This is a genomic window from Granulicella sp. L60 (assembly GCF_009765825.1).
Taxonomy (GTDB): domain Bacteria; phylum Acidobacteriota; class Terriglobia; order Terriglobales; family Acidobacteriaceae; genus Edaphobacter.
Window position 1 is genome coordinate 1,907,528 of sequence record NZ_LMUR01000018.1, and the last position, 24,383, is coordinate 1,931,910.

Genomic DNA, 24,383 nt, shown 5'->3' on the forward strand with positions numbered 1-24,383 from the left:
GCCATGGATAAGCGCTTTTTCTTCAGATTTTTTACTGCTTATTTGTTGTGCGAGCAGGCAGATCTTTAGACGACTGCGGGCTCCTGGCGATGCCATGTCGGCGAGAGTTCACGCAGGCGGGCGACCGCGGCAGGAATCAGCTCGAGAGCTTCGCTGATCTCTTCTTCTGTGGTGAGCCTCGATAGCGAGAAGCGTATGCTGGCGCGGGCTCTGGCTGCCGAGAGGCCCATCGCGGTCAAAACATGCGATGGCTCAGTCGCGCCGGACTGGCACGCGGACCCTCCACTGACCGAGAGGCCTTTGAGGTCGAGCGCGATGACCAGCGCCTCGGCCTCGACGTGATCGAAGAAGATGCTGGACGTGTTCGAGACACGGGGAGCGCCGCCACCGTTGACGCCGCACTCCTCCACCTGCGCGAGAATCCCTTGTTCGAGGCGGTCACGTAGAGCTGCAAGATGTGTAGGCCCGTCGGCAGGACTGTCTTCCGTCAGCCACGTCTGGGCCAATGAGGCAGCCTTGCCGAGGCCAACGATCCCAGTCACGTTTTCAGTCCCGGCGCGGCGCTGACGCTCGTGCGAGCCGCCATGAAACATGGGGTTCAGGCGGACGCTGCGGCGAACGAAGAGGATGCCGATGCCCTTGGGCGCATAGAGCTTGTGGCCGGAGAGCGTGAGAAGATCTACATCCTTCAGCGCACCCTTGGGGCTGAGATCGAGGTCGAGCTTGCCGCCTGCCTGCACGGCGTCGGTGTGGAAGAGAGCGCCAGCGGCGTGGGCGATTGCAGCCAGCGCGGCGATGGGTTGGACGACGCCAGTCTCGTTATTCGCGAGCATCACGCTGACCAGCTTGGTGTTGGGCCGGATGGCGGCGATGAGGCTTGCCGGTTCGATGAGGCCTTCCGGAGTGCAGGGCAGAAAGGTGACGTCGATGTTGCGGTGCTCGAGCGACGCTGCGGCGTGCAGAACGGCGTGGTGCTCGATGCTGGTGGTGATGACGTGGGTCTTCTCTTTGGTCGCCGAGAGTTCTGATGTGACGGTGCCGAAGAGTGCGAAGTTGTCGCTCTCGGTGCCGCCGGAAGTGAAGACGATCTCTGAGGTGCGGCAGTGCAGGAGGTGGGCGATCTCGTCGCGCGCATGGTCCACGGCGGCGCGGGCGTGCTGGCCCTGCTGGTGGATGGAGCTGGCGTTGCCGTAGTGCTCCAGGAAGAAGGGATGCATCGCCGCAAAGACCTCGGGAAGCAGAGGTGTGGTGGCGTTGGCGTCCATGTAGATTCGGCGCATATCTTTATTTTACGCGAGGCCCTGCGCGGGCGGCGGTCACTTCGTGACTTTCATACCGCGTCGCGTGGGCCTCCCGTTGGTCGGCGGAGAGATATTTCAGGCGACCATCGGGAGCAGCGACCGAAGGGGTATATAAGTCACGAAGTGACCGCCGCCCGCGCAGGGCGCCTTACCCGAGATTTTTAGCGATAATAAGGTATATGTCGAAGCGTGAATTTCAGACCGAAGTCAGCCAGCTACTCCAGCTCATCATCCACTCGCTCTACTCTCACCCGGAGATCTTCCTCCGCGAGCTCATCTCCAACTCCTCCGACGCGCTCGATAAGCTCCGTCACCTGACCCTTGTCGACGATGCCTACAAGTCGCTCCCCTTCGATCCACGTATCAGCCTGGAACTCGACGAGGAGAACAAGACCCTCACCATCAGCGACACCGGCATCGGCATGAGCGAAGAAGATCTCGTCTCGCACCTCGGCACCATCGCCCGCTCCGGCACCAAGAACTTCCTCTCGCAGCTCTCGGGCGACGCTCGCAAGGACTCCAACCTCATCGGCCAGTTCGGCGTCGGCTTCTACAGCGCCTTCATGGTCGCCGACAAGGTCGAAGTCGTCTCCCGCAAGGCTGGCGAAGAGCAGGCGTGGCGCTGGATCAGCGACGGCAAGACCGGCTTCGATATCGAACCCGCCGAACGCGCCGTCGCAGGCACCACCATCCTGCTTCACTTCAACGAAGAGGGCGCGCAGTATGCCAACAGCTGGCGCCTGCAGGAGATCGTCAAGAAGTACTCCAACCACATCGCCTTCCCCATCTTCCTCACCTACGACAAGAGCGAATGGAACGAGGCAGAGAAGAAGTCGATCAAGACCCGCACCACCGAACAGGTGAACGTCGCCAGCGCTCTATGGCGCCGCCCGAAGAGCGAGCTCACCGACGAGGACTACAAGGAGCTCTACAAGTCCATCACCGGCGACTGGGAAGATCCTCTCTTCTGGTTTCACACCCGGGCTGAAGGAAGCCTCGAGTACACGACGCTCTTCTACATTCCTGCGAAGGCTCCGATGGACCTCTACCACGCCGAGTACAAGGTCGGGGTCAAGCTCTACGTCAAGCGCGTCTTCATCATGGATGATGCCAAGGAGCTTCTGCCGCAGTACCTCCGCTTCGTGCGCGGCATCATCGACAGCGAAGACCTGCCACTGAACGTAAGCCGCGAGATTCTGCAGCAGAACCGTGTCCTTACCAGTATTCGCACGGCGAGCGTGAAGAAGATTCTGTCTGAGCTGAAGAGCATCGCGACGAACCAGCCGGAGCTGTATCTAAAGTTTATCTCCGAGTACAACCGTCCGCTGAAGGAAGGCCTGTACGGCGACTACGCGAATCGTGAGACGCTGCTCGATCTCGTTCGCTTCAAGTCCACGAAGGTGGAGGGCCTCACCAGCCTCGCCGATGTGAAGTCGCGCATGAAGCCGGAGCAAAAGAGCATCTACTACATCACTGGCGGCGCTGAATCTCTTCTGCGCACTTCGCCTCTGCTTGAGATCTACAAGAAGAAAGATCTCGAGGTGCTCATCCTCGACGACGACTTCGACGAGATCGTCTTCTCCGGCATCGAGAAGTATGGCGAGATCGATCTGAAGGCTGTGAGCAAGAGCTCGACGAGCGAAGATCTTAAGGATGTGAATGAGCCCGATCAGGCCGAGGCGCTGAAGCCGCTGCTCGATAAGCTGAAGGCTACGCTGGGCGATCGCGTAAAGGATGTGCGCGCCTCCGTGCGGCTCGCCGACAGCCCGTCCTGCATCGTCTCCGATGAAGAGGAACCGTCGATCAAGATGCAGCAGATGATGCGTGCGATGGGTCAGAAGGACATTCCCGCGCTCAAGCCCACGCTTGAGATTAACCCCGATCACGAGATCGTGAAGAAACTGCTTGCGCGCTCTGACGACTCCGTCGCCGAGGACGCTGCGTGGCTGCTCTTCGATCAGGCTCTGCTGATGGAGGGCGTGCCGCTGCAGGATCCAGCGTCGTTTGTGCATCGGCTCAACCGCATCCTGAACCTGTCGATCTAGCGCTGATCGGAAGCGCCAGTGATAGAGGACGACATCGCCTTGGCTACCTCGCCAGCGATGTCGTCCTGAACCATCAGGATGTCGTCGAACGGCCGGTCGTAGGTCTCCGTCCAGACGACGTACCCGTTGTCCGCACGAACCAGCCGTGCGGCGACGCGGAGTCTTGCGCCCGATTTGCGAACGCTTCCATCGAGCACATATGCGACGCCTAACGCCTTGGCGATCTCGGCGACGGGCACCTGTTTATCTTTGAAGTAAAACGATGAAGTCGGAGACGGTACGCGAAGGCCGGGAATCTTGCTGAGCTTGTCGATGAGCTCTTCGGTCATACCATCGGCGAAAGGCTCCTCGGTCATCTTGTTGGTGAGGTCGAGAAACGGCAGCACGGCGATGGATTTCTGCGGCTGCGAAACAACGACAGGGGTAGCAGATGGGTGGTTATTCGTAGCCTTCGCGTGAGACAGGAAGGCCGTGATGACGAGAGCGAGACAGAGGGCGACACCGACCGCCCAGGGCAGAGCCGTTCGAAGGCGTGAGCGAGGCGCATCGATGTGTGGCGGCGTTGTGGATTGGCTCTCCGAAGCCTGTGAAGAGTCTGTGTGTAGGGCAGGCTCATTGTCGGATTGACGGCTGACCGTCGCGACCATCCGATAGCCCAGTCGCGGCACCGTCGCGATGTACGTTGGCTGCTTCGGGTCATCGCCGAGCACGCGGCGGAGCGACGTCACCGCCTGGTAGACGGAGTCTGGACTGACGGTGACGCCGGACCACACCTGATTGAGCAGATCGTCGATACTGACGACCGCAGGGGCGCGTTCGGCGAGGCACAGCAGCAGACGCATCGCGCGCGCCTCCAACCGGGCAGTCTCTCCATCTCGTGTGATCTGGCCGGATGCCGGATCGACGGACCAGGCGCCGATGCGAAGTACTGTCGTGGCGGAACGTTCCATGCGGGATCTGGGTCTACCCTCTCGTTCAGACGGAAAAGTGCAGTCCGATCATAGCAATACGCATGGAGATATCGTGGCGTTCCTGCAGGTCTCGCGTCTGCAGAGACTCTCCGCCGCCGTCGGCAGCCTCATTTCAGAACTATTCAGAGTGTTTCGGACGCCGTTCAGGACTTCCAGGCTCTCGCGTGGGTACCGTCGAACTCGTTGGACTGCAAACAAATCGGCGGCGAAAGAGGATCGAATGATGGAAGACTCTGTAACCGAATCATCGCAGCGAAGAAACGCTTTACTGGCGATAGGAGTGGGAGGACTGACCGCCGGGGCCCTGGACCTGACGCAGGCGTGCATCCTGTTTGGGTGGGATATCCCCCTCTCGATCGCCGCCGGTCTGCTGGGGCCGCGTGCACTGCACGGAGGCGCGGCCACCTACGTCCTTGGCGTCCTCCTGCACTTCTTCATCGCTCTCTCGGCGGCGGCCATCTACTATGCGGCGAGCCGCAGGCTGGGCTTCTTGACGGAGCATCCGCTGGTCTGCGGCCTCTTCTTTGGCGCGGCCATAGAGACGGTTATGAATCTTGTCGTACTGCCTCTCTCCGCGCTTCACGCTCGGGGCCCTTACGAGCTTCACGACCTCATTCAAGGGCTGCTCGTACACATGGTCGTGGCAGGACTGCCGATCGCATTCAGCGTCCGGCGATTCGCGAGATCGACATCGCTTGATGCAACTCTGGTAAGCTAGGCGCGGCTCTGTGGCTTCGGTCACAGCAACTTATGCACCTTGGAGAACGATGATGATGAAGCAAATAGTAGTGGCGTTCGCGCTGGCGGCTTGTTGTATGACAGGCGCCAACGCGCAGATGAGTCCCAAAGAAGTAAAGATCGCTCCAGGCACGATGATCGAGCCGGCGAAGAGCTTCGACGAGATGTTGACCGCATTCGAAGAGGATATGGTTCCGCTGGCGAAGGCGATGCCCGCAGACAAGTATGACTTTGCGCCCAGCGCATCGGTCTTTGTGCCGGGGCAGGGAAGCGAGTACACCGGCGTCAGCACCTTCCGCGCGATGGTGCTGCACGTGGCGTCAGCGAACTATCACTACGCGATGCAACTGAGCGCGAGAGGGCTGAAGCCGGATGTGGATGTGAAGGCGCTCGCGAATATCAAGAGCAAGGATCAGGCTGTAGCCGCGCTCGAAGCTTCGTTTGTCTTCGCGCACAAGGCGATTGGCTCTCTGACCGCGCAGAACGCATTTGAGAGTGTGAACGGAACGCAGACGCGCGCGAGCCTCGCGGGCGGTCTGGTAGCGCACGGATTCGACCACTACGGACAACTGGTGGAGTATCTGCGGATGAACGGAATCATTCCGCCGGCGAGCCGGAAGTAAGGCATCCATACGGCCTCGCCGCCTAGTCGATGAGCGAATCGATGAAGGTGGCGGGGTCGAAGGGGATGATGTCTTCGAGCTTCTCTCCGATACCCGCATAGACGACCGGAAGCTTAAGCTCGGTGGCGATGGCCAGGACGATCCCGCCCTTGGCTGTGCCATCGAGTTTGGTCAGCACGATGCCCGTCACATGAGCAGCCTCGGTGAAGAGCCGTGCCTGCGTCAACCCATTCTGTCCTGTCGTCGCATCCATCACGAGCAGCGTCTGATGCGGAGCGCCCGGCACCAGCTTCTCTGCCGTGCGGCGCATCTTGTCCAGCTCCTTCATCAGGTCGGTCTTGGTGTGCAGGCGGCCCGCGGTGTCTACAATCAGAATCTCCGTGCCGCGAGACTTAGCGGCGGCGCAGGCATCGTAGAGCGCTGCGGAAGGGTCGCCGCCCTGCTTAGTCTTGATGATCTGGACGCTCGAGCGCTGGGCCCAGACCTCCAACTGTTCGATGGCAGCGGCGCGGAAGGTATCGGCGGCGCACAGCAGCACGGTGCGGCCACGGCCCGTAAAGTACGCAGCGAGTTTGCCAGTCGTCGTAGTCTTACCGGTACCGTTGACCCCGACCATCATGATGACCTCAGGCGGGCTGAACGGATGCGCGACAGGACGTGCGACGTTGTTCAGGATCTGGCGAAGCTCGGCCTTGAGAAGCTGCTTCAGTTCGGAGCCGCCTTGGATGCCGGTGCGCAGCGCACGCTGGCGAAGATTCTCCAGCACAAGAGCGGTAGTCGGAGCACCGAGATCGGCGGCAAGAAGGATCGGCTCCAGGCTGATGAGCGTAGACTCATCGACCTCGCGGGTAAGCGCGATCACGGAGCTGATGGAGTCGGTGAACGAGTCGCGGGTGCGGCTCACCGCCTGCTTCATTCGGTCGAAGAGGCTGACCTTCTCCAGCGGCTGCTCGGCGGAGGGTTTGGGTTGATCGGGTTGCTGGTCGGACTTGTCGCGTTTGCCGAAGAGAGAGAAAGCCATGCTGTCTTTAGTCTAGCGGATGTCTGCGGAGCGCGGCAGAATGGCCCTATCCAGCTGGCCTGTCAGCTACTTGGCTTTTTTGGACAAGCGTGCCTTTTGATAGACCCGCAGGCGAACGCACGCCGCCTGGAGCACAGCAGTCTCAAGCTTATGCTCACCGGCGTGGCTGAGCAGGTCTCCCAGAATCGTCTCTACCTCCACGCTCTTCCCTTTTTCAAGATCGCGGTACATCGAAGAGGTCTGAGGCGAACTCTTGTCGCTGACCTGTTTGCGCAGGTTTTCGAGAAAAGGTGCAGGGATGGAGTAGCCGCGGGCCGCAGCGACAGAGGCGCACTCCTCGACCGCCCGAAGTGCGATGGCGGTGCCGTCGGTGGCAGAGTTGATTTCGCCTATCGGCCCATCCAGCAAACACGTAACCAGCCCAAGTGTCGCGATGAAGACCCATTTGTTCCACATATCCTGCTGGATGGTCGCGGATAACTGAGTGTCGAAACCGGCGCCGGTGAACTCGGCATCGAGGGCGCGGACACGGTCGGAGATCTGTCCATCGATCTCTCCATACACAAGCTTCTGCATCGGGGCGAGCTGTACGATGCGGCCCTCCGCGTCGAGGTCGGTCGCGACCATGCAGACGCCTCCCAGCACGGCACGTTCGCCGAACCGGCTTGCGAGTGTACCCATGTGGCGCATGCCGTTGAGGACGGGATAGATCATCGTGTCCGGACCCACAGCCGCGGCCATGTCGTTGACGGCCTGATCGAGCGCCTGCGCCTTCACGCTGAGGAAGACGACGTCGAACGGCGCAGAAACTTTGTCGGCGGTGACCGTCTTCGGCTTGATGGTAAGGTCGCCGTGCGGACTAACGATGCGGAGACCGTCGCGCTGCAGTTGCTCGAACCGCTGGGGCCTGACGAGAAAGGTAACGTCACGGCCAGCCTGCGCGAGTCTCGCTCCAAAGTAGCCGCCCACGGCACCAGCGCCAACCACAAGAATCTTCACAGTATCTCCTCCTAAACAGCAACTTGCGAGCTACACCCTTAAGATGCGGCCCGCATCGCCAAAGAGTCGAAGATTGAACTCGGAATGCCTACGTTGCAGCGGAGGTTGGTGGAGGCGTGTAGCTTGACGTGGGAGTCGCCTTCGGCTGTTGCGGTGCGGGTGCCGGAGAGTAAATTCCTGGGCGAACCAGCAGGAGCAGATACAGGAAGAGGATCGCAATCAAGACGAGCCCGCCGATGAAGATGTGAGGGCGGAAGCCCATGTAGGTCTTGTGCTGGGGCATGTCGGCAGGCGGCAGGTGGCCTTCGTGTTTGTGCTCTTGTTCGTGATCGCGTTCGTGCATGCACACCAGCTTAGTTGTAAAAGTGATCTCGTGCGGCTTTTAAAAACATACCGGACCGCAGAGCCGTTCTTCGCCCAGCCCGGTGTGCTGAGTTCAGTGTGCTGAGTTAAGACAGACTGTCTATCCGGCGAGGTCTGTCCGCGGCTGCGCCGGATAGTAGATCTGCGAGGTGGGATGTGGCTGTTTGGGGTCCGGGATTGCCTTGGTCTGCCTGACCCGGAGGAAGATGATGGCGGCGATGAGGATGACAAGGATAGTCACGGCAAACGCTATCACGACGGGAAGAAAAGACGAGTCGCTTTCACGTTTCTCAGGCGTGGGGTCGTTGTTGGACGGAATAGGCTCGCTCATACAAACTATGATGCACGGAGACCTGCACGCATCGCCCGAAAGATCAAGAAGATCGATTTCTATCGTCGTCTATTCGTCGCGGCCCGGTCGTGACATCAGATCGCGGATGGCCTCGTTCGGGCTCTTGCCATGGTGCAGGATGGCGTCCATCTGCTGCGTAATGGGCATCTCGACGGCGTAGCGTGCGGCGAGGCCAAGTGCGGCTGCGGTGCTGCGAACCCCCTCGGCGACCTTTCCGTTCAGGTTGGCGATGATCTCCGGCAGCTGGCGTCCGCGTCCAAGCTCAATGCCGACGGCGCGGTTGCGCGAGAGCGAGCCGGTGCAGGTCAGCACCAGGTCGCCGATGCCGGAGAGTCCCGCCAACGTCTGGCGTCGTCCTCCGCACGCGACCGCGAGGCGGGTCATCTCGGCGATGCCGCGTGTCAGCAGCGCGGCAGAGGAGTTGTAGCCAAGGTTCAATCCGTGAACGACGCCGGCGGCAAGGGCAACGACGTTCTTCAGCGCACCGCCAAGCTCCACACCGGTAACGTCGTCGTTCGTGTAGACGCGGAGGCTGGGCGAGGTGAAGTCGCGCTGAATCAACTGTGCGATGACTGGATTCTCGGATGCGACGACGATGGCGGTGGGCATGCCGGCGGCAACCTCCTGCGCAAACGAAGGCCCGCTGATCACAGCAAATGGATTCGGCGTCACCGAGGCAACCACCTGCGACATGCGGAGGTGCGTGCCCTCCTCGATGCCCTTGCTCGCCGAGAGAATGATCTGGCCGCGGGTCAGCATCGGGGCGATGTCGGTGATGATCTCGCGCAGGTGCTGCGAGGGCGTGACGCAGAGCAGGATGTCGGCCTCGAAGATAGCACGCGGCAGGTCGGAGGTGATGTGGACGTCGGCGGGAATGGTAAAGCCGGGAAGATAAAGGAGGTTATCTCCGGCCACGGTAAGCTGCTCGGCGAGCACCGGCGAGTGCGACCACAGCGTAATCTGATGGCCCTCCCGGCGGGCGAGCGAGAGGGTTAGCGCAGTGCCCCAGGCACCGGCTCCCAGTACGGCAATGCGACTCATGCGACCACCTTTTTCTTGCCGAAGCGGCCCTCGGAGCCGTTGGCCAGTCGGCGGATGTTCTCGCGATGTTTAACGATGATAAGCAGAGGAATAAAGAAGAAGCCATCGATCACGATGGAGGTATGGGGGTGCACGAAGTACAGCCCGAAGAGCGGGAAGGTCGCCGAGCCGATGATGGAGGCGAGCGAGACGTAGCGTGTAAAGATCACAACCACCAGAAATACCGCGAAGGTGCAGGCCGCCGCCGCAGGGGTCAGCGCCAGAAAGACGCCGAGCGCGCTCGCCACTCCCTTACCACCGCGGAAGCCGAGCCAGATAGGGAACACATGGCCGAGGATCGCGGCGACTGCGGCCACGACGGCAAGGTCATAGTTGCCGGGCGCAATGTGTTGTGCGATCTTGACCGCAAGAAAGGCCTTGCCGCAGTCCAGCAGCAGCGTAACGATGCCGAGACCCTTGGCTCCGGAGCGGGCCACGTTGGTAGCGCCGATGTTGCCGCTGCCCATGGCGCGGATGTCCTGCTTGCGAAAGATCTTTACCAGCAGGTAGCCAAACGGGATCGAACCCAGGAGATAAGCAATCGAGATGGAGAGGAGCCACGGGTTCATTGTCGTCTGGTTGAGTTTAGCAAGTGCAGATAAGGATGGTCTCAACAAGGTGAGATGCTTTTGTCCGGATAAACATCTCCGCCCGTCTCCACCGTCATTTTGTAGTGAAGTAAACGAAAGCGTTTGCGTGCGGAATTAGCGCTACAGGATATGGCGGCGAATCACTTCGAGAGCGTGCTGGCTGGCCCAGAACCGAATGCGCTCGCGGTCTCCCATCAGGTTCAGCTCTTTCACCTCGGTATGGCCCGCCCCGGCGAGCGCGATATAGACCAGGCCGATGGGTTTATCGGCATCGGGCCCAGGAGCGCCCGGACCAGGACCCGCGATGCCTGTGACGGAGATGCCCAGCGACGCTCCAGTGCGTGCGCGAATACCCTCCGCCAGGGCACGCGCAACCTCAGCGGACACTGGGCCTTTTTCCGCAACCAGCTCCGCAGGAACCCCGGCGAAGTTCGTCTTGAGCGCATCGCTGTAGACCACCGCTCCTCCAAGAAAATACCGTGAGCTACCCGCGATCGCCGTAAGACGCTGTGCGACCAGCCCGCCGGTGCAGCTCTCCGCAGTGGCCAGCGTAAGGTCGCGCAGACCAAGATGCAGCAGCACAACCTCCTCAAGCGACTCGCCATGCGACGAAAAGACGGCGTCCTCCATCTCGGCTTCGATCTTCTCGGCCAGCTCATCGACCCGCTCCTGCGCCTCGGCGAGCGTCGCCTTCGCGCACAGAAAGTGAAGCTGAATCTCAGCCGACCCCGCCAGAATCGTGGTCTCAACATCGGCGTACGTCGTATAGATCGGTGCCGTGCGAGCATCGACGTGCGACTCCGGGATCAGCGCCATGCGAAGCAGCCGTTTGGCCAGATAACGCGGCGGCAGGGAAGCCGCCAACAGAGGCTTCACCGCCTCATCGAAGAGCGGCTTCAACTCCTTCGGCGGCCCCGGAAGCAGAACCACAATCTTGCGCACGGCCCCACCATCCGGACCAATAACGGTCGTATCGAGATACTGCCCCGGAGCGCTGCCGTTCTTGTTCTCAAGAATCGTGGCCCCATCAAGTACATCGGCCTGACTCGCATTGTTCGGCGGCATCACCATCTTGCGCGCAGCGAAGCGCTTATAGAGCGAGGTGAGAATTGCGTTGTCGGGCTGGAGTTCGATGTTGAGCGCGGCAGCAACGGCCTCGCGGGTCAGGTCGTCTTCGGTCGGCCCCAGACCGCCGGAGAAGATCACGACATCCGCGCGCGCAATAGCGATGGCGGCTGCGCTCGTGAGATGGCCGAGGTTGTCACCGACGATCGTCTTGAACGCAACCTGCACGCCAAGGTCGTTGAGACCGTCCGTCAGTAGAAGGGAGTTGGTGTCCTGCCGGTAAGGCGTTAGCATCTCGGAGCCGACAGCGATGATTTCAGCGATCATGTGTGATGTGGCTTCTCTCCGCCCGAAAGCATTTGGTCTACACCCATGATAGAGGAAGGTCCCTTAGGGCGCCTACGCGGCGTGCGGTCACTTAGTGACTTATATACCCCTCCGGTCGCTGCTCCGTTGGTCGCCAGAGAAGATCTATCCGCCGACCAACGGGAGGCCCACGCAAAGCGGTATGAAGGTCACGAAGCGACCGCCCGCCGCGCAGGCGCGTACTTAAGTTTCTAGTAAAGAATCTCCGACTTAATAAAAGTCTCCGCAGTCCCATCCGCCGGGTTCACGAAGGTGATGTCGCTCGGATCACGCCTTGGCGTATCCACAGCGAGCACGACGAACGGCTCCTCGACCAGCTCCGGCGTCCCATGGACCGTACCTTGCTTGAAGAAGATAAGCTTGCCCGGCCCAACCTCGAACGGCGGCTCCTCGCCAAGAAAGAACGTGGCGCGCCCCGAGAGGACGAGCAGGTACTCGTCGCAGGTCGAGTGAAAGTGCGCGGGCACAGGCGTATAGACGCGAAAGACGCGAGAGCTCGCATGCGTCTCATCAGTCAGGCGCGTGTCGATGAGCATGGTCGCGGCGGAGGCTGGAAAGTTTGCCGCGATCGCATGCGTATCAAAGACGGCAGAGCTCGCGGGTGAGGCTTCGTTCAATTTGTCGGCCACAGTATGGCTCCTTCCATGTCGCGATCGCGATGCAACTTAGTTCGCGGCGTTCCAGTTTGACGTACTATGAGCGTCGCCGTTATGGGCGGGTCCAATACCGTCGGTCCCCGCAATCAAATCGGCAGGCTGCGGATTGCCTCTTTGCGGCAGAAAGATCGAGAAGATGGTGCCGCACCGCGGCTTCGTCGTTCTCGAACGAACGTGCATACTGCCGCCGTGTTTCTCCACCAGTTCACGAGAGACCCAAAGGCCGAGGCCCGTTCCGGTGTCCTTCTTGGTGGTGAAGAATGGCTCGAAGATGCTCTTGAGATTCGCGTGAGGAATGCCGAGGCCCGAGTCTGCGACCGTGATGCGAATCCCCGGGCTGCTCAGGTTGCGCGGATCGCTGGCGGAGCTCGCCGTAATGCGGACAGAGGCACCCCTGGGGCACGCGTCGAGACTATTGGCCAGCAGGTTGGAGACGATCTGCCGCAGCTCGCCGGGGGACCCGAGAACCTCCACGCTTGTACTGGCCTCAATGTGGACCGAGATCCCAAGCGACGAAGCGCGCGGCTGGTAGAACTCGGCAACCTCACGCACGATCGCGGCCGGTTTGAAGTAGGCCGGAACGGATGTCTCGCGATAGAAGCCAAGCGACTGGCGCGTGAGATGAGCGATCCGGCCAAGCTCCCCCTCGGCCTGCATCAGCATCTGGCGTACCTCACCCAGATCCTCGGAGTGGCGCGCGATGTAGACGAGGTTCGTAAGTCCTTCCAGCGGATTGTTCACCTCGTGCGCCACCGAAGCTGCAAGACGTCCGGCAGCCGCCAGCTTCTCCGCCCGCATCAGCGCGCCCTCGGAGACGCGGCGGTCGGTGATGTCGCGGAAGACCAGCACCACGCCGATCATCTTGCCGGAGCTGTCGCGAATCGGCGCACCGCTGTCGTCGATGCAGATCTCGCGCCCATCCTTCGAGACCAGGAAAGTATGGTTGGCAAGTCCCACGATGGTGCCCAGGCGTCGCACCTTGTCCACCGGATTCTCAACCACGGTGCGGGTCTCTTCGTTGAAGATTCGAAAGACCTCGTGCAGCACGACGCCCTTGGCTTCTTCTTTCGTCCATCCCGTCAACTGTTCCGCGATGAGATTCATGAAGTCGACGCGGCCCTCGGTGTCGCACGCAATCACTGCATCGCCGATGCTGAAGAGCGTCGTGCTCAACCACTGCTCGCGGGCGTAGACGTCTTCGCTGCGCCGGTGGATCTCCTCGATCTGGCGGTTGTACGCAGCCGTAAGCTCCCGGAAGATGCGCCTCGTCTCCCACACCAGCAGGGCGGCGACGAGGGCAGCGAGCAGGATAAGGCCAGCCAGAACATAACGGTTGACCACCCTGCTGTCGGCGGAGTGTTCGGCGCGCCTTCCGCTGGCAACTACTAGAAACTCATCCACGATGGCGCGCAGGCTGTCCATCTCCTTCCTGCGCTCGACCATGTGCTGCTCCAGCGTCGCGGAATCAAGCGGAGGCAGGTTAATCTCCCGGTGCGCCTCCTGCTCCCAGACCTCGTGCTCCGCGTTCAGGCGTTGCAGGCGACCGGCCTGATCGGGCCGCGAGATGAGACCGCTGAGCGCCTGGAACGCAGGCCCGAAGTCCCGATTCGCATCCCGCATAGGCTGCAGGAACGCGGGGTCGCGGGTAAGCAGATATCCTCGCAGACCAGTCTCCTCATCCACCATCAGCTTGATGAGATTGTTGGCCCGTGAGATAACAACATCGGCGCGGTCCACCGCATGCGCACTCTGCTGGACACGTTGCAGTCCATAACCAAGAGCCAGGGCGAGCAATGCCAGAGAAGCAATCGGTATTCCAATGAGCCGAAGAAGAAGCCTGTTATACAGCCGCGGGTCCAAAGTATTTTCCTCAACCATTCGGAGCGGTTATCTGCCTGTTGTCCAGATCAGTCGCTCAGGACTGTCTGAGATTCTACGCAAAGAGCTGCAAGATTGAGAAAACGTCATAGGTTATTGGACGTTCGTATCGAACGAACCGGTCTCGATGGTCGTGCCATGCTTCATCTGAATAAAGATGCGATAGCGGCCGGAAGTAGGGAAGCCATAGGGAAAGTCGACCGCGTTCGATAGCGGCTGCGACGAAGCCATCTGCATGCCGGGCATCGCATCCATGGCGCCGTCCGAAGGCCCACCCGCCCCGCCGTCTCCATTGGCGAGCGTCATCGCCGCCATCGCCGCCGAGCCCTCCGGATGCGTATGCGCAAACACAGTCCCGTCCGTCTTGACGAACGCCGCATGTCCGGCCATCCCCATGTAAGGCTGCACGTCGGTAGCAGGCGAACCATCAGGAGCCAGCAGGCGGAAGTGGAACTCGTAAGCTGTACTCGCAGTCAGCCCCGCAGGCCGATCCCAGACCATCGTGTATCCGTCAGGCAGCTTATAAGTCGTGCCGAGCATCCCCTGACTCAGCGGCGCAGGATGCGCGATAGCATCATCCGGTCCCGGCGTACCCCCCGTCATACTCGCAGGCACATCCAGCGCCGCCACAATCGTCTCCGGAAATCCATTCGCGTGAACGATGTCGCCATAAAGCGTGTAGCGCCCTTCCGGCATCGCAGGCAGCGTCATACGAAAGTCCCCCGGCCCCACAAGCTCAGGATGCAGATGGAACACCGCATCCATCTCCGGCTGGCGAATCGCATACAGATGCATCAGATGCCCATGATCCGGCAGCAGATCGTTATTCGACCGGCTCAGCTTAGCCTCTTCATCCGACGGGCGAAACGACTTGAGCTGCAGATCGAGCACATCGCCCTTCAAACCAGCATGCGCCTCAAGCGGCCGGTACACGCCCTCCGCATAACCCGCCGCCTCCGCATCCCACCACTTCGCCCCGCCGTACACCATCAGACCCATCACCGCCAGGCTGGTCGCCATCGCAATCAACGCCCTGCGTCGTCGGCTCGCCGGAGCCGTCTGGCCGGGCTGCAGCCGAGCCTCGCGAACCGCCGCCGCAATAATGCCCGCCATGCTGATCACCAGAAACAGTCCCAGCAAACCCAACACCACGCCCATCCCACGCTGCATCTTCAACGTTGTCACCGCCACAGCCGGCACAGGAACCGAAGCCTTACCTTCACCCGCAGCGCCCGCAATGTCGAACCGCACCTCCCACGAACCCGACGCCATCATCCAGATGCTTCCCGTAAAGAACGCAGGATCGGTCGTCGAGCGCTGCATCGCATCCGAGGTCGGCGGATGCTTCGCCGCCTCACCCGTCATCGGCATCGGCGTAATGTGCAGCCCCGTCACCGGCGCGCCCGTCGACCGCACCTCGACCACCGCCACCCCCGGAATCACCGTCGGCATCCGGATCGTCACGAACAGCTTGTACTGCCCCGACGACACCGTCTCGAACACATCCTTGCTGCCCACATGGGCGCGCGCACTCGGCACCACAACTACGGCCAGCAGAATCAGCAGCAGACATCGAAGAGTTTTCATCCTACCGCCGCACGCTCTTCATCCAGTTGCCGAAGCGCAGCCCGACCCACGTCCCCGCAACGCTGTACACCGCCGCCCACGCCAGCCCCGTCGCCAGCACCATCCCGTGCTCCGGTCTGACGAAGAGTCGAAGCAGATCGTAGCTCCCGGGCCTGGTGTTGTAGTCGAAGTAGATCGTCCCGAAGAACCGATTCTGCGCCGCATTCGACATCAGGAACGTAGCAAAGTTCCACTCCACCAACAGCAGAACCGCCATAAACACCGCACCCGACACCAGCGCAATCTGCCAGAACTTCCACGCCCGCGTCCGCTGCCACAGCAGATCCAGCGCCACCGCCGGAACGATCAGCAGAATCGGAAAGCTCGCCGGAACAAAGTGCGTCACCGGATAGTAGACCGGACCCAGCTTAGGCTGCGCCGGAAACAGCGGCAGAATCAGAATCTCCGCAATCGCAAACAGCATGTACACAGACGACGTATAGGTCGCCGCCCAGCGATGGCGCGACGCCCGCGACAGCATCGCAAACACCAGCGGAATCGCGATCCCCATCGCCATGTACGCCCCGGCCCCATGCAGATACACATCCCACGTCTTCTCCAGCAGGAAGAACATCTGGCCCGACACCACCAGTCCGCCGACGTACAAAAACATCCGCTGCAGCGTCCGGAAGGTCGCGTTCGACTCCTCACCCGCCATAGGCTCCGCGCGATTCATCGCCGCCAGAATCAAAAACAGAACCCCCACCGACACGCCGCGCATACCCAGAATCAACAGCGTATGCGGCGGGCTGATGATCTTCACGTCCAACCCATACGCCGCATGCCACCAGTTATCGAACGGCGCCGAGGTCATCATCGCGATGCCTCCCCACGCCGCAATAAACGCCCCAATCGGCGCCCGGAACCCCAGAACATTCACAGAGGCGTCCTTCAGCGCAGCCGACCGCCCAAACGTCGTCGCCAGAATCAGATACCCGCACACCACCGCCGCAATCAATCCGCAGGCATAGATTGCCATATGCGCCGGCGTCCAGAAGCTGTCGCGCCCAATCGAGCGGTGCCACGACACGTCCCACGCCCCGCCGATCGCAGCCGACGTAACCGCCACCACGCCGCACCAGATATACCAGGGCACAGAGGCCGCACGCGTCGAAGCCGCAGCGCGTGTAGAAGGGGATGCCTGGGGGAGTGGTTCAACCGTTCCAAGGGTATGGAGCGATCCTGTGGAAGTTGCCATAGTGGCCTCCGGATTCTCTACCTGAGTATACCGAAGCCTCGTCAACACAGGCCCCAACATCCCCGTAGCGAGATATAGTTCGAGTCGCGTAATATGTCCGCATGAAAAACTTCAACCGCCGTGATCTCTGTGTCGCCCTCTCCGCCCTCGCCGCGATGGGCACTGTCATCTCATCCGCAGAAGCCGAGGGCAGCAGCGCCGACCCCGGAGACACCGTCCTCGGAACCTCCCGCGTCATTCCCTACGACGAGCTCAAGGTCATCCAGATGCCCAACGGCGGCACCATGCGCCGCGTCATGTCCGGCGTCCTCCCCACCGGCGAGTTCATCGAGATCCACGAGACCATGCTGCCCGCCGGAAAGATGCCGCACCCGCCCCACAAGCATCCCAACACCGAGATCCTCTTCATCCAGGACGGCAAGCTCGAGTACCTCGACAACGGCACGCCCATCCCCGCCAGCAAGGGCAGCGTTATCTTCAGCGCGTCGAATATCATGCACGGCCTAAAGAACGTAGGCGACACCCCTGCGAACTACATCGTCGTGTCCGTAGGGCGGCAACTAAAAGAAGGGTAACGATCCTGTCCTGCCGGACGAGCCGCCTGCTCGGCGCGAGGTCACTTCGTGACGTGTATACCTTGCCGTGGCAGCACGAGCACCCTACTCCTCCCCCTGGTCGGAATCTAAAGCCGACCAACGGGAGGCCCACCCGAAGGCGTACATAAGTCACGAAGTGACCTCTCCACGAGCAGTGGGCCCGTCCGGCAGGACAGAATCTTTTAACGCAACCGAGAGCCCAAAGCAATCTCTTCGCCGAAGGTCGCCAGCACCGGCTTGCCGTTCTCTCCGTGGCTCGCCGCCAGCAGCATCCCATGCGACTCCAGCCCCCGCATCTTCCGCGGAGCCAGGTTCGCAATCACCACAATCTTCCTTCCGATCAACTCCTCCGGCGTATACCACTCCGCAATGCCCGAAAGAATCTGCCGCTTCTCATAGCCCAGATCGACCTCCAGCCGCAGCAGCTTATCCGCCTTCGGAATGCGCTCGGCAACCACAATCTGTGCCACGCGAAGATCGATCTTCACAAAGTCGTCGATAGCGATCTGCGGCGTATCCGGAGTGGAAGAACCCGCAGCCGAAGCAGCAAACGGACCCGAAGCCGGAGCTTCCGTATGAGACGGCGTCCCCGGCCGCTCCGTACTAATCGCATAACTCCCGCCAACCGTGGCGCCAGGATTCGCCTCAGGCAAAGCCGAAGTACGCGGAGCCGCCCCCGGATGCGTCGGGTCCGTAGGAACAGCCGAAGTATGCGTCGTCTTCTCATCGACCAGCTTCGAAGGCGCAGGAGGAGTAACTGAAGCAGGAGAAGTAGTCGAAGGTGTAGAAGTAGTCGAAGGTGTAGAAATAGTCGGATTTTCCATATCGATCATGATCTGCGCAAGTCCTTTGTCTGCCCGTGGAAATATAGGAGCAAGCTCACCAAGCTTCGTGCCCGGCTTCAACCCACCCCACTCAAGATTCTTCAACTCACCATTCTTCGCCGCCGCCTCAATATCACCCAGCCCCAACTGCGCCCACACCTTCGCCGTGGCGTGGGGGATGATCGGATAGAGATAGGCGGTGATCACTCGAATGGCTTCGCACGCGCTGTAAAGGCTCGCCGCTAACTTCACCCTGTCATCAGGCGAATCAGACTTAGCAAGTTTCCAGGGAGCATCTGATGTGATCTTTCCATCAACAACTCCAATAACTTCCATCGCTTGCCTTAGGAAAGCGAAGAAATTATTGCTGCTCGCCTTATCTTCAAAAAGAATACTTAGCGGAAGCGATTTGGGTTCGGATGGTGCTTCATAGGGGTACACCGGCATACAACCAGAAAAATTACTGCTAATCATGGTAAGCACGCGGCTCACAAGATTGCCATACCCATTCGCCAGATCCGCGTTGTACCGCGTAATCATCGCGTCGAAGCTAAAGCTCCCATCCTGCCCAAACGGAATCTCCCGCAGCAAAAAGTACCGCAGCACATCCGCCCCAAAGAGATCCTGCTCGCGTTTCGTGGAGTCAGGAAACTGTTTCTTATAAACCTCAGTCCCAAACGCATCAAGAATCGTCTCCGTACGAACGACGTTCCCCTTCGACTTCGACATCTTGCTGTCATCAAACAGCAGCCAGCCATTCGCCACCACCGACTTCGGCGTCGCAATCCCCGCAGCCAGCAGAAACGCCGGCCAGTAGACGCAATGAAACCGCGTAATCTCCTTACCCACGAGATGCAGATCCGCAGGCCAGTATCTCGCAAACCTCTCCTGCATCGCCGGATCGTCCGAACCATACCCAATCGCCGTCATATAGTTCGCCAGCGCATCCAGCCACACATAGATCACATGCTTCTCATCCCCCGGAACCGGGATGCCCCACTTGAAACTGGACCGCGAGATCGAAAGATCCTTCAGCGCTCCAGGGATGTAGTACTTCCCTGACGCGCTCTTCAAAACCCAGCCCCGGTCATAAGCTATGTCTAACGGGTTTACTGGCAGTTTGGCGGGAACGACGGTGCCGGATGGTAGATGTGCGTCCGCGAATAGACTCTCATCGTAGACACGGACTATGACGGCGTTGAGATCGCCACGAAGGAAGCTGAGGACTTCATTGCGGCTGGATTCGGGTTGGATGGTAAGTTCGCCGCTCTCAATCCGATCAATCAGCGGAAGCTGATACTCCGACAACTTGAAGAAGTAGTTCTCCTCCGTCACCGTCTCCGTCGGCTTACCATCCGGTCCAATCGTCCCCGGAGGCCCCTCGACAAACATCTCCTCGCCGATCGAGTACTGACCGGTGTACGTACTCAGATAAATCGCCCCGCGCTCCTCCAGATGCTTCCAGAGCCGCTGCACACCCTGCTTATGCCGTTCATCCGTCGTGCGAATGTAGTCGTTGTACGTAATGCCCATGCGGTCCCACAGTGTACGAAAGCTCGCCGAGACCTCATCCGCGAACTGCTGTGGCGCGACGCCTGCCGCCGCAGCCGACCGCTCTACCTTCTGGCCATGCTCATCCGTACCGGTCAGGAAGAAGGTATCGTCGCCAAGAAGCCGATGACGCCGCGCGATCACGTCAGCTGCAATCGTCGAGTACGCATGCCCGATGTGCGGACGCGCGTTGACATAGTAGATAGGGGTAGTGAGATAGAAAGTTTGCTTAGACATGCTGGGTGGCCAAAGCCAAGTTTAGCAGGAGGGAACCACCCCACCGACCCGGCAGTCCCAATGGCGCCGAAGGCGCGTCAGCCTCGATGGCAGATCGCGCCGTGCGCGCAGCACGCCTCGCCTGTCCTAAAATCCCTTATCCGTCCCACTCAGGCACCCACCAGACCAACCAGCAAAATAAACCCGAAATCAATGGCGTACCATCCACACCCAAAAAACCAACCGCAACCCAACCACCCCCACCACGCTAACTAACACAACTCACCAGCAACCAACCACGACGAGCACCCGCATTTAGCCAAAAACCCCTGCAAAAACACCCACCCACCACACAGGAAAAAATCCGCAAACAAACCCACCAGAAAAATCCTAGCTGCCAGTACGAGTCCCATCCTCCACCGGCCCAGCACCCTCTACCGCAGCCGCCTCAGCCGCCTGCGCCGTACGAGCCATGTTCAAATGCTGCTCCATCATCAACCGCGCCTGCGCCGGATTGTGCGACCGGATAGCCCGATAGATCTCCCGGTGCATCTCCGAAGACTCCTTCAGATCCTGCGCATTATCAATAGTTTGCCGCCGATTCGCATACAGGCTCGCCGTAATCGTCTCCATCAGCGCCGCCAGAATCGGATTCCCCGCAGCCCGCGCAATCGTCCGATGAAACCTCACATCGTGAATCAGGTACTCCTGCGGATCGTCCAACGACGCATACATCTCCGTCACCTCCTCCGCCAGCTCAGCGATGTGCTCGTCGGTAGCCCGCTCCGCAGCCAGCGCCGCCACATTCGACTCAATCACAATCCGCGCCTCAAACATCTGCCACGGCAGAAATCCATGCAACGTCCCCAGTACGTCCAGCGAACTCGAATCCAGCGCCGGAGGCCCCGAAGACACAAACGTCCCCGCCCCATGCCTGCTCTTCAACACACCCATGGCAGACAAAAACCCAATGCCGGCACGCAGACTCGACCTGCTGATCTTCAGCTCCCGCGCAAGCTCACGCTCTGGAGGCAAGCGGTCGCCCGGACGAACCGCACCCGAGCTGATCAGCGAACGGACATGCTCCACCACCTGCATCGTCAGTTGACTGTGCCCAACCACCTCGTCTTCATTTTCTTTAGCAGCTTTTCTCACGCTGAAACTCTCCTTGCGCGCAAGTGAAATTCCTTGAATGGCCATCCGGTTGGACGAAGAGTAACACGCTCTGCTGGGTTTCGTTCATCAGACGCCAGTGCGCCGTGAACGTTACATCCAGCGCCTAAACGTTCCTGTCTATCAGACCGCTTCTGCGGACTCAGGCACGCCACTCACTCCAATCTTCGGTACAAGTATCTGAAAGATCGTCAACGCAATGATGTAAGCAAAGCTCGCCATGAAGAAGATCACCATCGGATGCAGCGCGAAGTAGTGCGAGACGATCCACGTAAACATCGCCCCTCCCAGCGCTCCCGCCGCTCCGCCGATGCCCACAACCGTCGAGACCGAAGTCGATGGAAACATATCCGACGGCGTAGAGAACAGATTCGCCGACCACCCCTGGTGCGCAGCCGCAGCCAGTGAAAACAGCGCAATCGCCGGCCATGCGTTATTCGGAGACAGCGTGTGCATATGCGGCACCAGCATGATCGGAAGCACCGCGACAGCGCAGATCAGCAGCGCAAACTTTCGGCCGCTGTTCACCGTATGCCCACGCTTCATCCAGAAGCCCGAGAGCCATCCACCCCCGATCGACCCCACGCTCGAGACGCTATAGATCACAATCAGCGGATACTTTGCGTGGTTCAGATCCAGCCCGTAGTTCTCATTCAGAAACTTCGGCAGATAGAAGAGATAGAACCACCACACAGGGTCTGTAAGTCCCTTACCCAGCGAAAAAGCATAGAGACCCCGATTGGTAATGAGCCGCCCCAGCAGCGGACCACCCTGCGTAACGGGCACAAGCCGTTCCTGCGTAAACGTGGATGCGCGACGAAGCTTGTTATAAGGAAAGATCAGCCAGACAACCAGCCAGCACAGCCCCATCGACCCGGTACACAAAAACGCCGAGCGCCAGCCAAAACGAGACGTCACTGCCGCAATAAGAATAGGCGCGATAAAGAAAGAGGCGTTGGTCCCAGAGTTGAACAAGCCCGTAGCAAGCGCCCGCTCCTCGCTGGGAAACCACTCTGTAGTCGCCTTGATGGCAGCAGGGAAGTTGCCCGACTCGCCAAGCCCAAGCAGCGCACGCGCAATACAGAATCCAATCACCGACGCGACCAGCGCATGGCCCATGGAAGCGCAAGCCCACACCAGGATCGCAGCCGCGTAACCGATCTTCGTCCCCACCTTGTCGATGATGCGCCCAGCTGTCAGCAGGCCAATGCCATACGCGATCTGGAAGCACTCGATGATGTGGCCGTAGTTCAGGTTATAGGCAGATTGCAGCTTGGCGTCGAGCCCCGGAACCCAGCCCATGAACGGCAGGTGCAGCAGCGGTTCGATCAGCGAGAGCACCGACCGGTCCATGTAGTTGATGGTGGTCGCCGCGAACAGAAGCGCGCAGATAAACCATCTCATGTTGGCGTTCTCGGGAGCGGAGGTAAAGCCCGAATCACGCGGACTGGCGGTTTGGATCGACATTTAGTTGCAACTCCCGCGTATATGTTGGTCGGCCTGCGCTTGGAGGAAACTCGCGCCCTGCAAATCGGTTGAAGGTTGTCGTTGATGAGAATAGTCGTTCTTGGCCTATCGGTGTCAAGCAGATTGGTTTAGGGCAGTGGGGTCAGCTTGAAGACAGATGCAAACGCATGTTGCCGAAAATGCCGTTTTGCGGAAACGACGGTGACTATCACTACCGCCAAGCCGACATATCGGTACTGGTCTGTGGGATAGGTAAATCCGCCGATTTGGAAGCTGGTTTGGTTACTAACTTTTCAGCGCCTCGACGATTTCGGAGAGGTGGTTGCACGGAGCAGAGAGATGCCCGTCGTCGGGCCATACCGTCAGGGTGGCGCCCGGAATCTCGGCGGTGTAAGCCTTCACTAGGGCCAGAGGAACATTTCGATCCAGACCACCGTGGAAAGCGCGAACCGGTACACGAATGCTTGTGTGGTCGAAATCAAATGGACGCACATACATCCGAGCATCCCACTCCACTCCTTTTGTGCCGTTGCGGAGGGCTTCCGTCGTCGCCGCGGAAGTTGCCCGCATGCGGCCTGGAACGGACAGTGCCGCCACGTCTGGAGGCGGCAGCATGGAACGCAGTTTTTTGAGATCGTTTGCCGAAGGCGAATCGGATGCAGCAGAATCAGACTTGGCGCTTGATCCGGACTTTCGCATCGCCGTGAGCATCAGTCGAAGCCCCGGAGTGAACGAGCGGGCAAACATCCAGAAGAGCCGATTGACGAAAGGGAGATTCGCCTTCACCTCCGGGGCGTCCATTCGCCAACCTCCCGAAACGACTGCGGCAACGGTCACTCTCTCCGGGATGAGAGCCGCGCATGCCACGACATAGGGGCCTCCCCCCGAATTACCCAAAAGGGCGAAGGTCGGCCATGCAAGATGGTCCGCAAGGTGAACGATGTCGTTTACCCAGTCCTCGAAGCTGCGCGACGGCTGGAAATCAGAAAGGCCGATTCCGGGTCGATCGGGAGCGATAATGCGGAGACCTGTGGAGGACAATTGATCACCGAACATCCCCGGTTCAAGGCGCGAGGAGGGGCAACCATGGAAATAAAAGACTGGAAGTCCATCCGGATGCCCGTACTCCGCCCAGCAAAGTTTCCGGCCATCAGGAAGGACCAATTGCTCGTTCAGGCTTGCCATATCGAGGTATCTTATCGTCATCCTTCAGGCATGTGACCGCCAAAGTTTGTAGTCTAAGGATAGGTCCCGACAAACGCGCTTCTGTTGACCAATTCGACCCGATTTCTTAAAATTCCGCTTTTCAGCAACTTCACTTATTCAGTTCAAAATGACTCACTATCAGCTTTTGCATTGTGAGACCGGCAGAAGCAATCCGACCATTCTCTCCATAAGCTCCTGTCAAGCCCCAAATCATCTAAAACCCGCGCCAGACGCGGACATTCTCATGACGTACTAGTTATGCCCTAACCGCTATACTGTATATAGAACGTAGAAAAGCCCCGAAAACTTCGGGGCTTTTTCCATTCTCGCGCTAAACCGTTTAGAAAGAAATATTTACCCGCAACCCACATCGAATGAATATTTTGCAAGGAGCGAAAATCGCAAATCGTTCAAAGCGGACGATTTAGTTACACCCACCCCCAGGGGAGGGGGTACCCCCGGTGGCCTTGGCTGACCA

The 24,383-nt window shown here is 59.8% G+C and carries 21 protein-coding genes; 4 read left to right on the forward strand and 17 right to left on the reverse strand.

Annotated features, from left to right (window positions below; translation table 11 throughout):
• Positions 1 to 65 precede the first annotated feature (65 nt).
• Entirely contained in the window at positions 66 to 1,280 is a 1,215-nt protein-coding gene (locus tag GSQ82_RS18185) for a cysteine desulfurase family protein (RefSeq protein ID WP_158793566.1), read from the reverse strand.
• A 200-nt stretch (positions 1,281 to 1,480) separates the two neighbouring features.
• Here GSQ82_RS18185 and htpG point away from each other — a divergent pair, with 200 nt between their 5' ends.
• The gene (gene htpG, locus GSQ82_RS18190; protein ID WP_158793567.1) at positions 1,481 to 3,346 is read left to right on the forward strand and encodes a molecular chaperone HtpG; all 1,866 of its coding nucleotides are present in this window, start codon (positions 1,481 to 1,483) and stop codon (positions 3,344 to 3,346) included.
• On the opposite strand, the gene GSQ82_RS18195 is transcribed toward htpG, so the two are convergent.
• A complete protein-coding gene (locus tag GSQ82_RS18195; protein ID WP_158793568.1) occupies positions 3,343 to 4,296 on the reverse strand; it encodes a winged helix-turn-helix domain-containing protein in 954 nt (317 codons plus the stop codon). The genes htpG and GSQ82_RS18195 overlap by 4 nt on opposite strands.
• A 241-nt stretch (positions 4,297 to 4,537) precedes the next feature.
• Here GSQ82_RS18195 and GSQ82_RS18200 point away from each other — a divergent pair, with 241 nt between their 5' ends.
• Entirely contained in the window at positions 4,538 to 5,035 is a 498-nt protein-coding gene (locus GSQ82_RS18200) for a hypothetical protein (protein ID WP_254061733.1), read from the forward strand.
• 52 nt (positions 5,036 to 5,087) lie between these two features.
• Positions 5,088 to 5,678 (forward strand): DinB family protein, encoded by a 591-nt coding sequence (locus GSQ82_RS18205; protein ID WP_254061734.1) that lies wholly within the window; start codon positions 5,088 to 5,090, stop codon positions 5,676 to 5,678.
• 22 nt (positions 5,679 to 5,700) lie between these two features.
• Here the strand turns inward: GSQ82_RS18205 and ftsY are convergent, their stop codons facing one another.
• The 11 genes from ftsY to GSQ82_RS18260 form a co-directional block, all read right to left on the reverse strand.
• A complete protein-coding gene (gene ftsY, locus GSQ82_RS18210; protein ID WP_158793570.1) occupies positions 5,701 to 6,699 on the reverse strand; it encodes a signal recognition particle-docking protein FtsY in 999 nt (332 codons plus the stop codon).
• Positions 6,700 to 6,765: 66 nt separating this feature from the next.
• Positions 6,766 to 7,698: a 2-dehydropantoate 2-reductase gene (panE, locus tag GSQ82_RS18215; protein ID WP_158793571.1), complete on the reverse strand. Its 933-nt coding sequence runs from the start codon at positions 7,696 to 7,698 to the stop codon at positions 6,766 to 6,768.
• An 88-nt stretch (positions 7,699 to 7,786) separates the two neighbouring features.
• Positions 7,787 to 8,041, reverse strand: coding sequence for a hypothetical protein (locus GSQ82_RS18220; RefSeq protein ID WP_158793572.1), 255 nt, complete (start codon positions 8,039 to 8,041; stop codon positions 7,787 to 7,789).
• Positions 8,042 to 8,161: 120 nt separating this feature from the next.
• Positions 8,162 to 8,392: a hypothetical protein gene (locus GSQ82_RS18225; RefSeq protein ID WP_158793573.1), complete on the reverse strand. Its 231-nt coding sequence runs from the start codon at positions 8,390 to 8,392 to the stop codon at positions 8,162 to 8,164.
• A 69-nt stretch (positions 8,393 to 8,461) separates the two neighbouring features.
• On the reverse strand, positions 8,462 to 9,454 hold the full coding sequence (locus GSQ82_RS18230) for an NAD(P)H-dependent glycerol-3-phosphate dehydrogenase (protein WP_158793574.1): 993 nt from the start codon (positions 9,452 to 9,454) through the stop codon (positions 8,462 to 8,464).
• A complete protein-coding gene (plsY, locus tag GSQ82_RS18235; protein ID WP_158793575.1) occupies positions 9,451 to 10,062 on the reverse strand; it encodes a glycerol-3-phosphate 1-O-acyltransferase PlsY in 612 nt (203 codons plus the stop codon). The genes GSQ82_RS18230 and plsY overlap by 4 nt, the downstream gene beginning before the upstream one ends.
• A 141-nt stretch (positions 10,063 to 10,203) precedes the next feature.
• Positions 10,204 to 11,475: a competence/damage-inducible protein A gene (locus GSQ82_RS18240; RefSeq protein WP_158793576.1), complete on the reverse strand. Its 1,272-nt coding sequence runs from the start codon at positions 11,473 to 11,475 to the stop codon at positions 10,204 to 10,206.
• Positions 11,476 to 11,705: 230 nt separating this feature from the next.
• The gene (locus tag GSQ82_RS18245; protein ID WP_254061735.1) at positions 11,706 to 12,143 is read right to left on the reverse strand and encodes a cupin domain-containing protein; all 438 of its coding nucleotides are present in this window, start codon (positions 12,141 to 12,143) and stop codon (positions 11,706 to 11,708) included.
• Between the two features lie 36 nt (positions 12,144 to 12,179).
• A complete protein-coding gene (locus tag GSQ82_RS18250) occupies positions 12,180 to 14,030 on the reverse strand; it encodes an ATP-binding protein (RefSeq protein ID WP_158793577.1) in 1,851 nt (616 codons plus the stop codon).
• A gap of 111 nt (positions 14,031 to 14,141) precedes the next feature.
• Positions 14,142 to 15,635, reverse strand: coding sequence for a hypothetical protein (locus tag GSQ82_RS18255; protein WP_158793578.1), 1,494 nt, complete (start codon positions 15,633 to 15,635; stop codon positions 14,142 to 14,144).
• A gap of 1 nt (position 15,636) precedes the next feature.
• The gene (locus GSQ82_RS18260) at positions 15,637 to 16,872 is read right to left on the reverse strand and encodes a hypothetical protein (protein WP_254061736.1); all 1,236 of its coding nucleotides are present in this window, start codon (positions 16,870 to 16,872) and stop codon (positions 15,637 to 15,639) included.
• 101 nt (positions 16,873 to 16,973) lie between these two features.
• Between GSQ82_RS18260 and GSQ82_RS18265 the strand changes: the two genes are divergently transcribed.
• Complete coding sequence (locus GSQ82_RS18265) at positions 16,974 to 17,447, forward strand: cupin domain-containing protein (protein WP_158793579.1); 474 nt, start codon at positions 16,974 to 16,976, stop codon at positions 17,445 to 17,447.
• 203 nt (positions 17,448 to 17,650) lie between these two features.
• Here the strand turns inward: GSQ82_RS18265 and metG are convergent, their stop codons facing one another.
• From metG to GSQ82_RS18285, 4 genes are all read right to left on the reverse strand, one after another.
• A complete protein-coding gene (metG, locus tag GSQ82_RS18270; protein ID WP_158793580.1) occupies positions 17,651 to 20,080 on the reverse strand; it encodes a methionine--tRNA ligase subunit beta in 2,430 nt (809 codons plus the stop codon).
• Between the two features lie 369 nt (positions 20,081 to 20,449).
• A complete protein-coding gene (locus tag GSQ82_RS18275) occupies positions 20,450 to 21,214 on the reverse strand; it encodes a FadR/GntR family transcriptional regulator (RefSeq protein WP_254061737.1) in 765 nt (254 codons plus the stop codon).
• A 141-nt stretch (positions 21,215 to 21,355) separates the two neighbouring features.
• Positions 21,356 to 22,699 (reverse strand): MFS transporter, encoded by a 1,344-nt coding sequence (locus tag GSQ82_RS18280; protein WP_158793582.1) that lies wholly within the window; start codon positions 22,697 to 22,699, stop codon positions 21,356 to 21,358.
• A gap of 285 nt (positions 22,700 to 22,984) precedes the next feature.
• Complete coding sequence (locus GSQ82_RS18285) at positions 22,985 to 23,905, reverse strand: alpha/beta fold hydrolase (RefSeq protein ID WP_371417228.1); 921 nt, start codon at positions 23,903 to 23,905, stop codon at positions 22,985 to 22,987.
• Between the last annotated feature and the right edge of the window lie 478 nt (positions 23,906 to 24,383).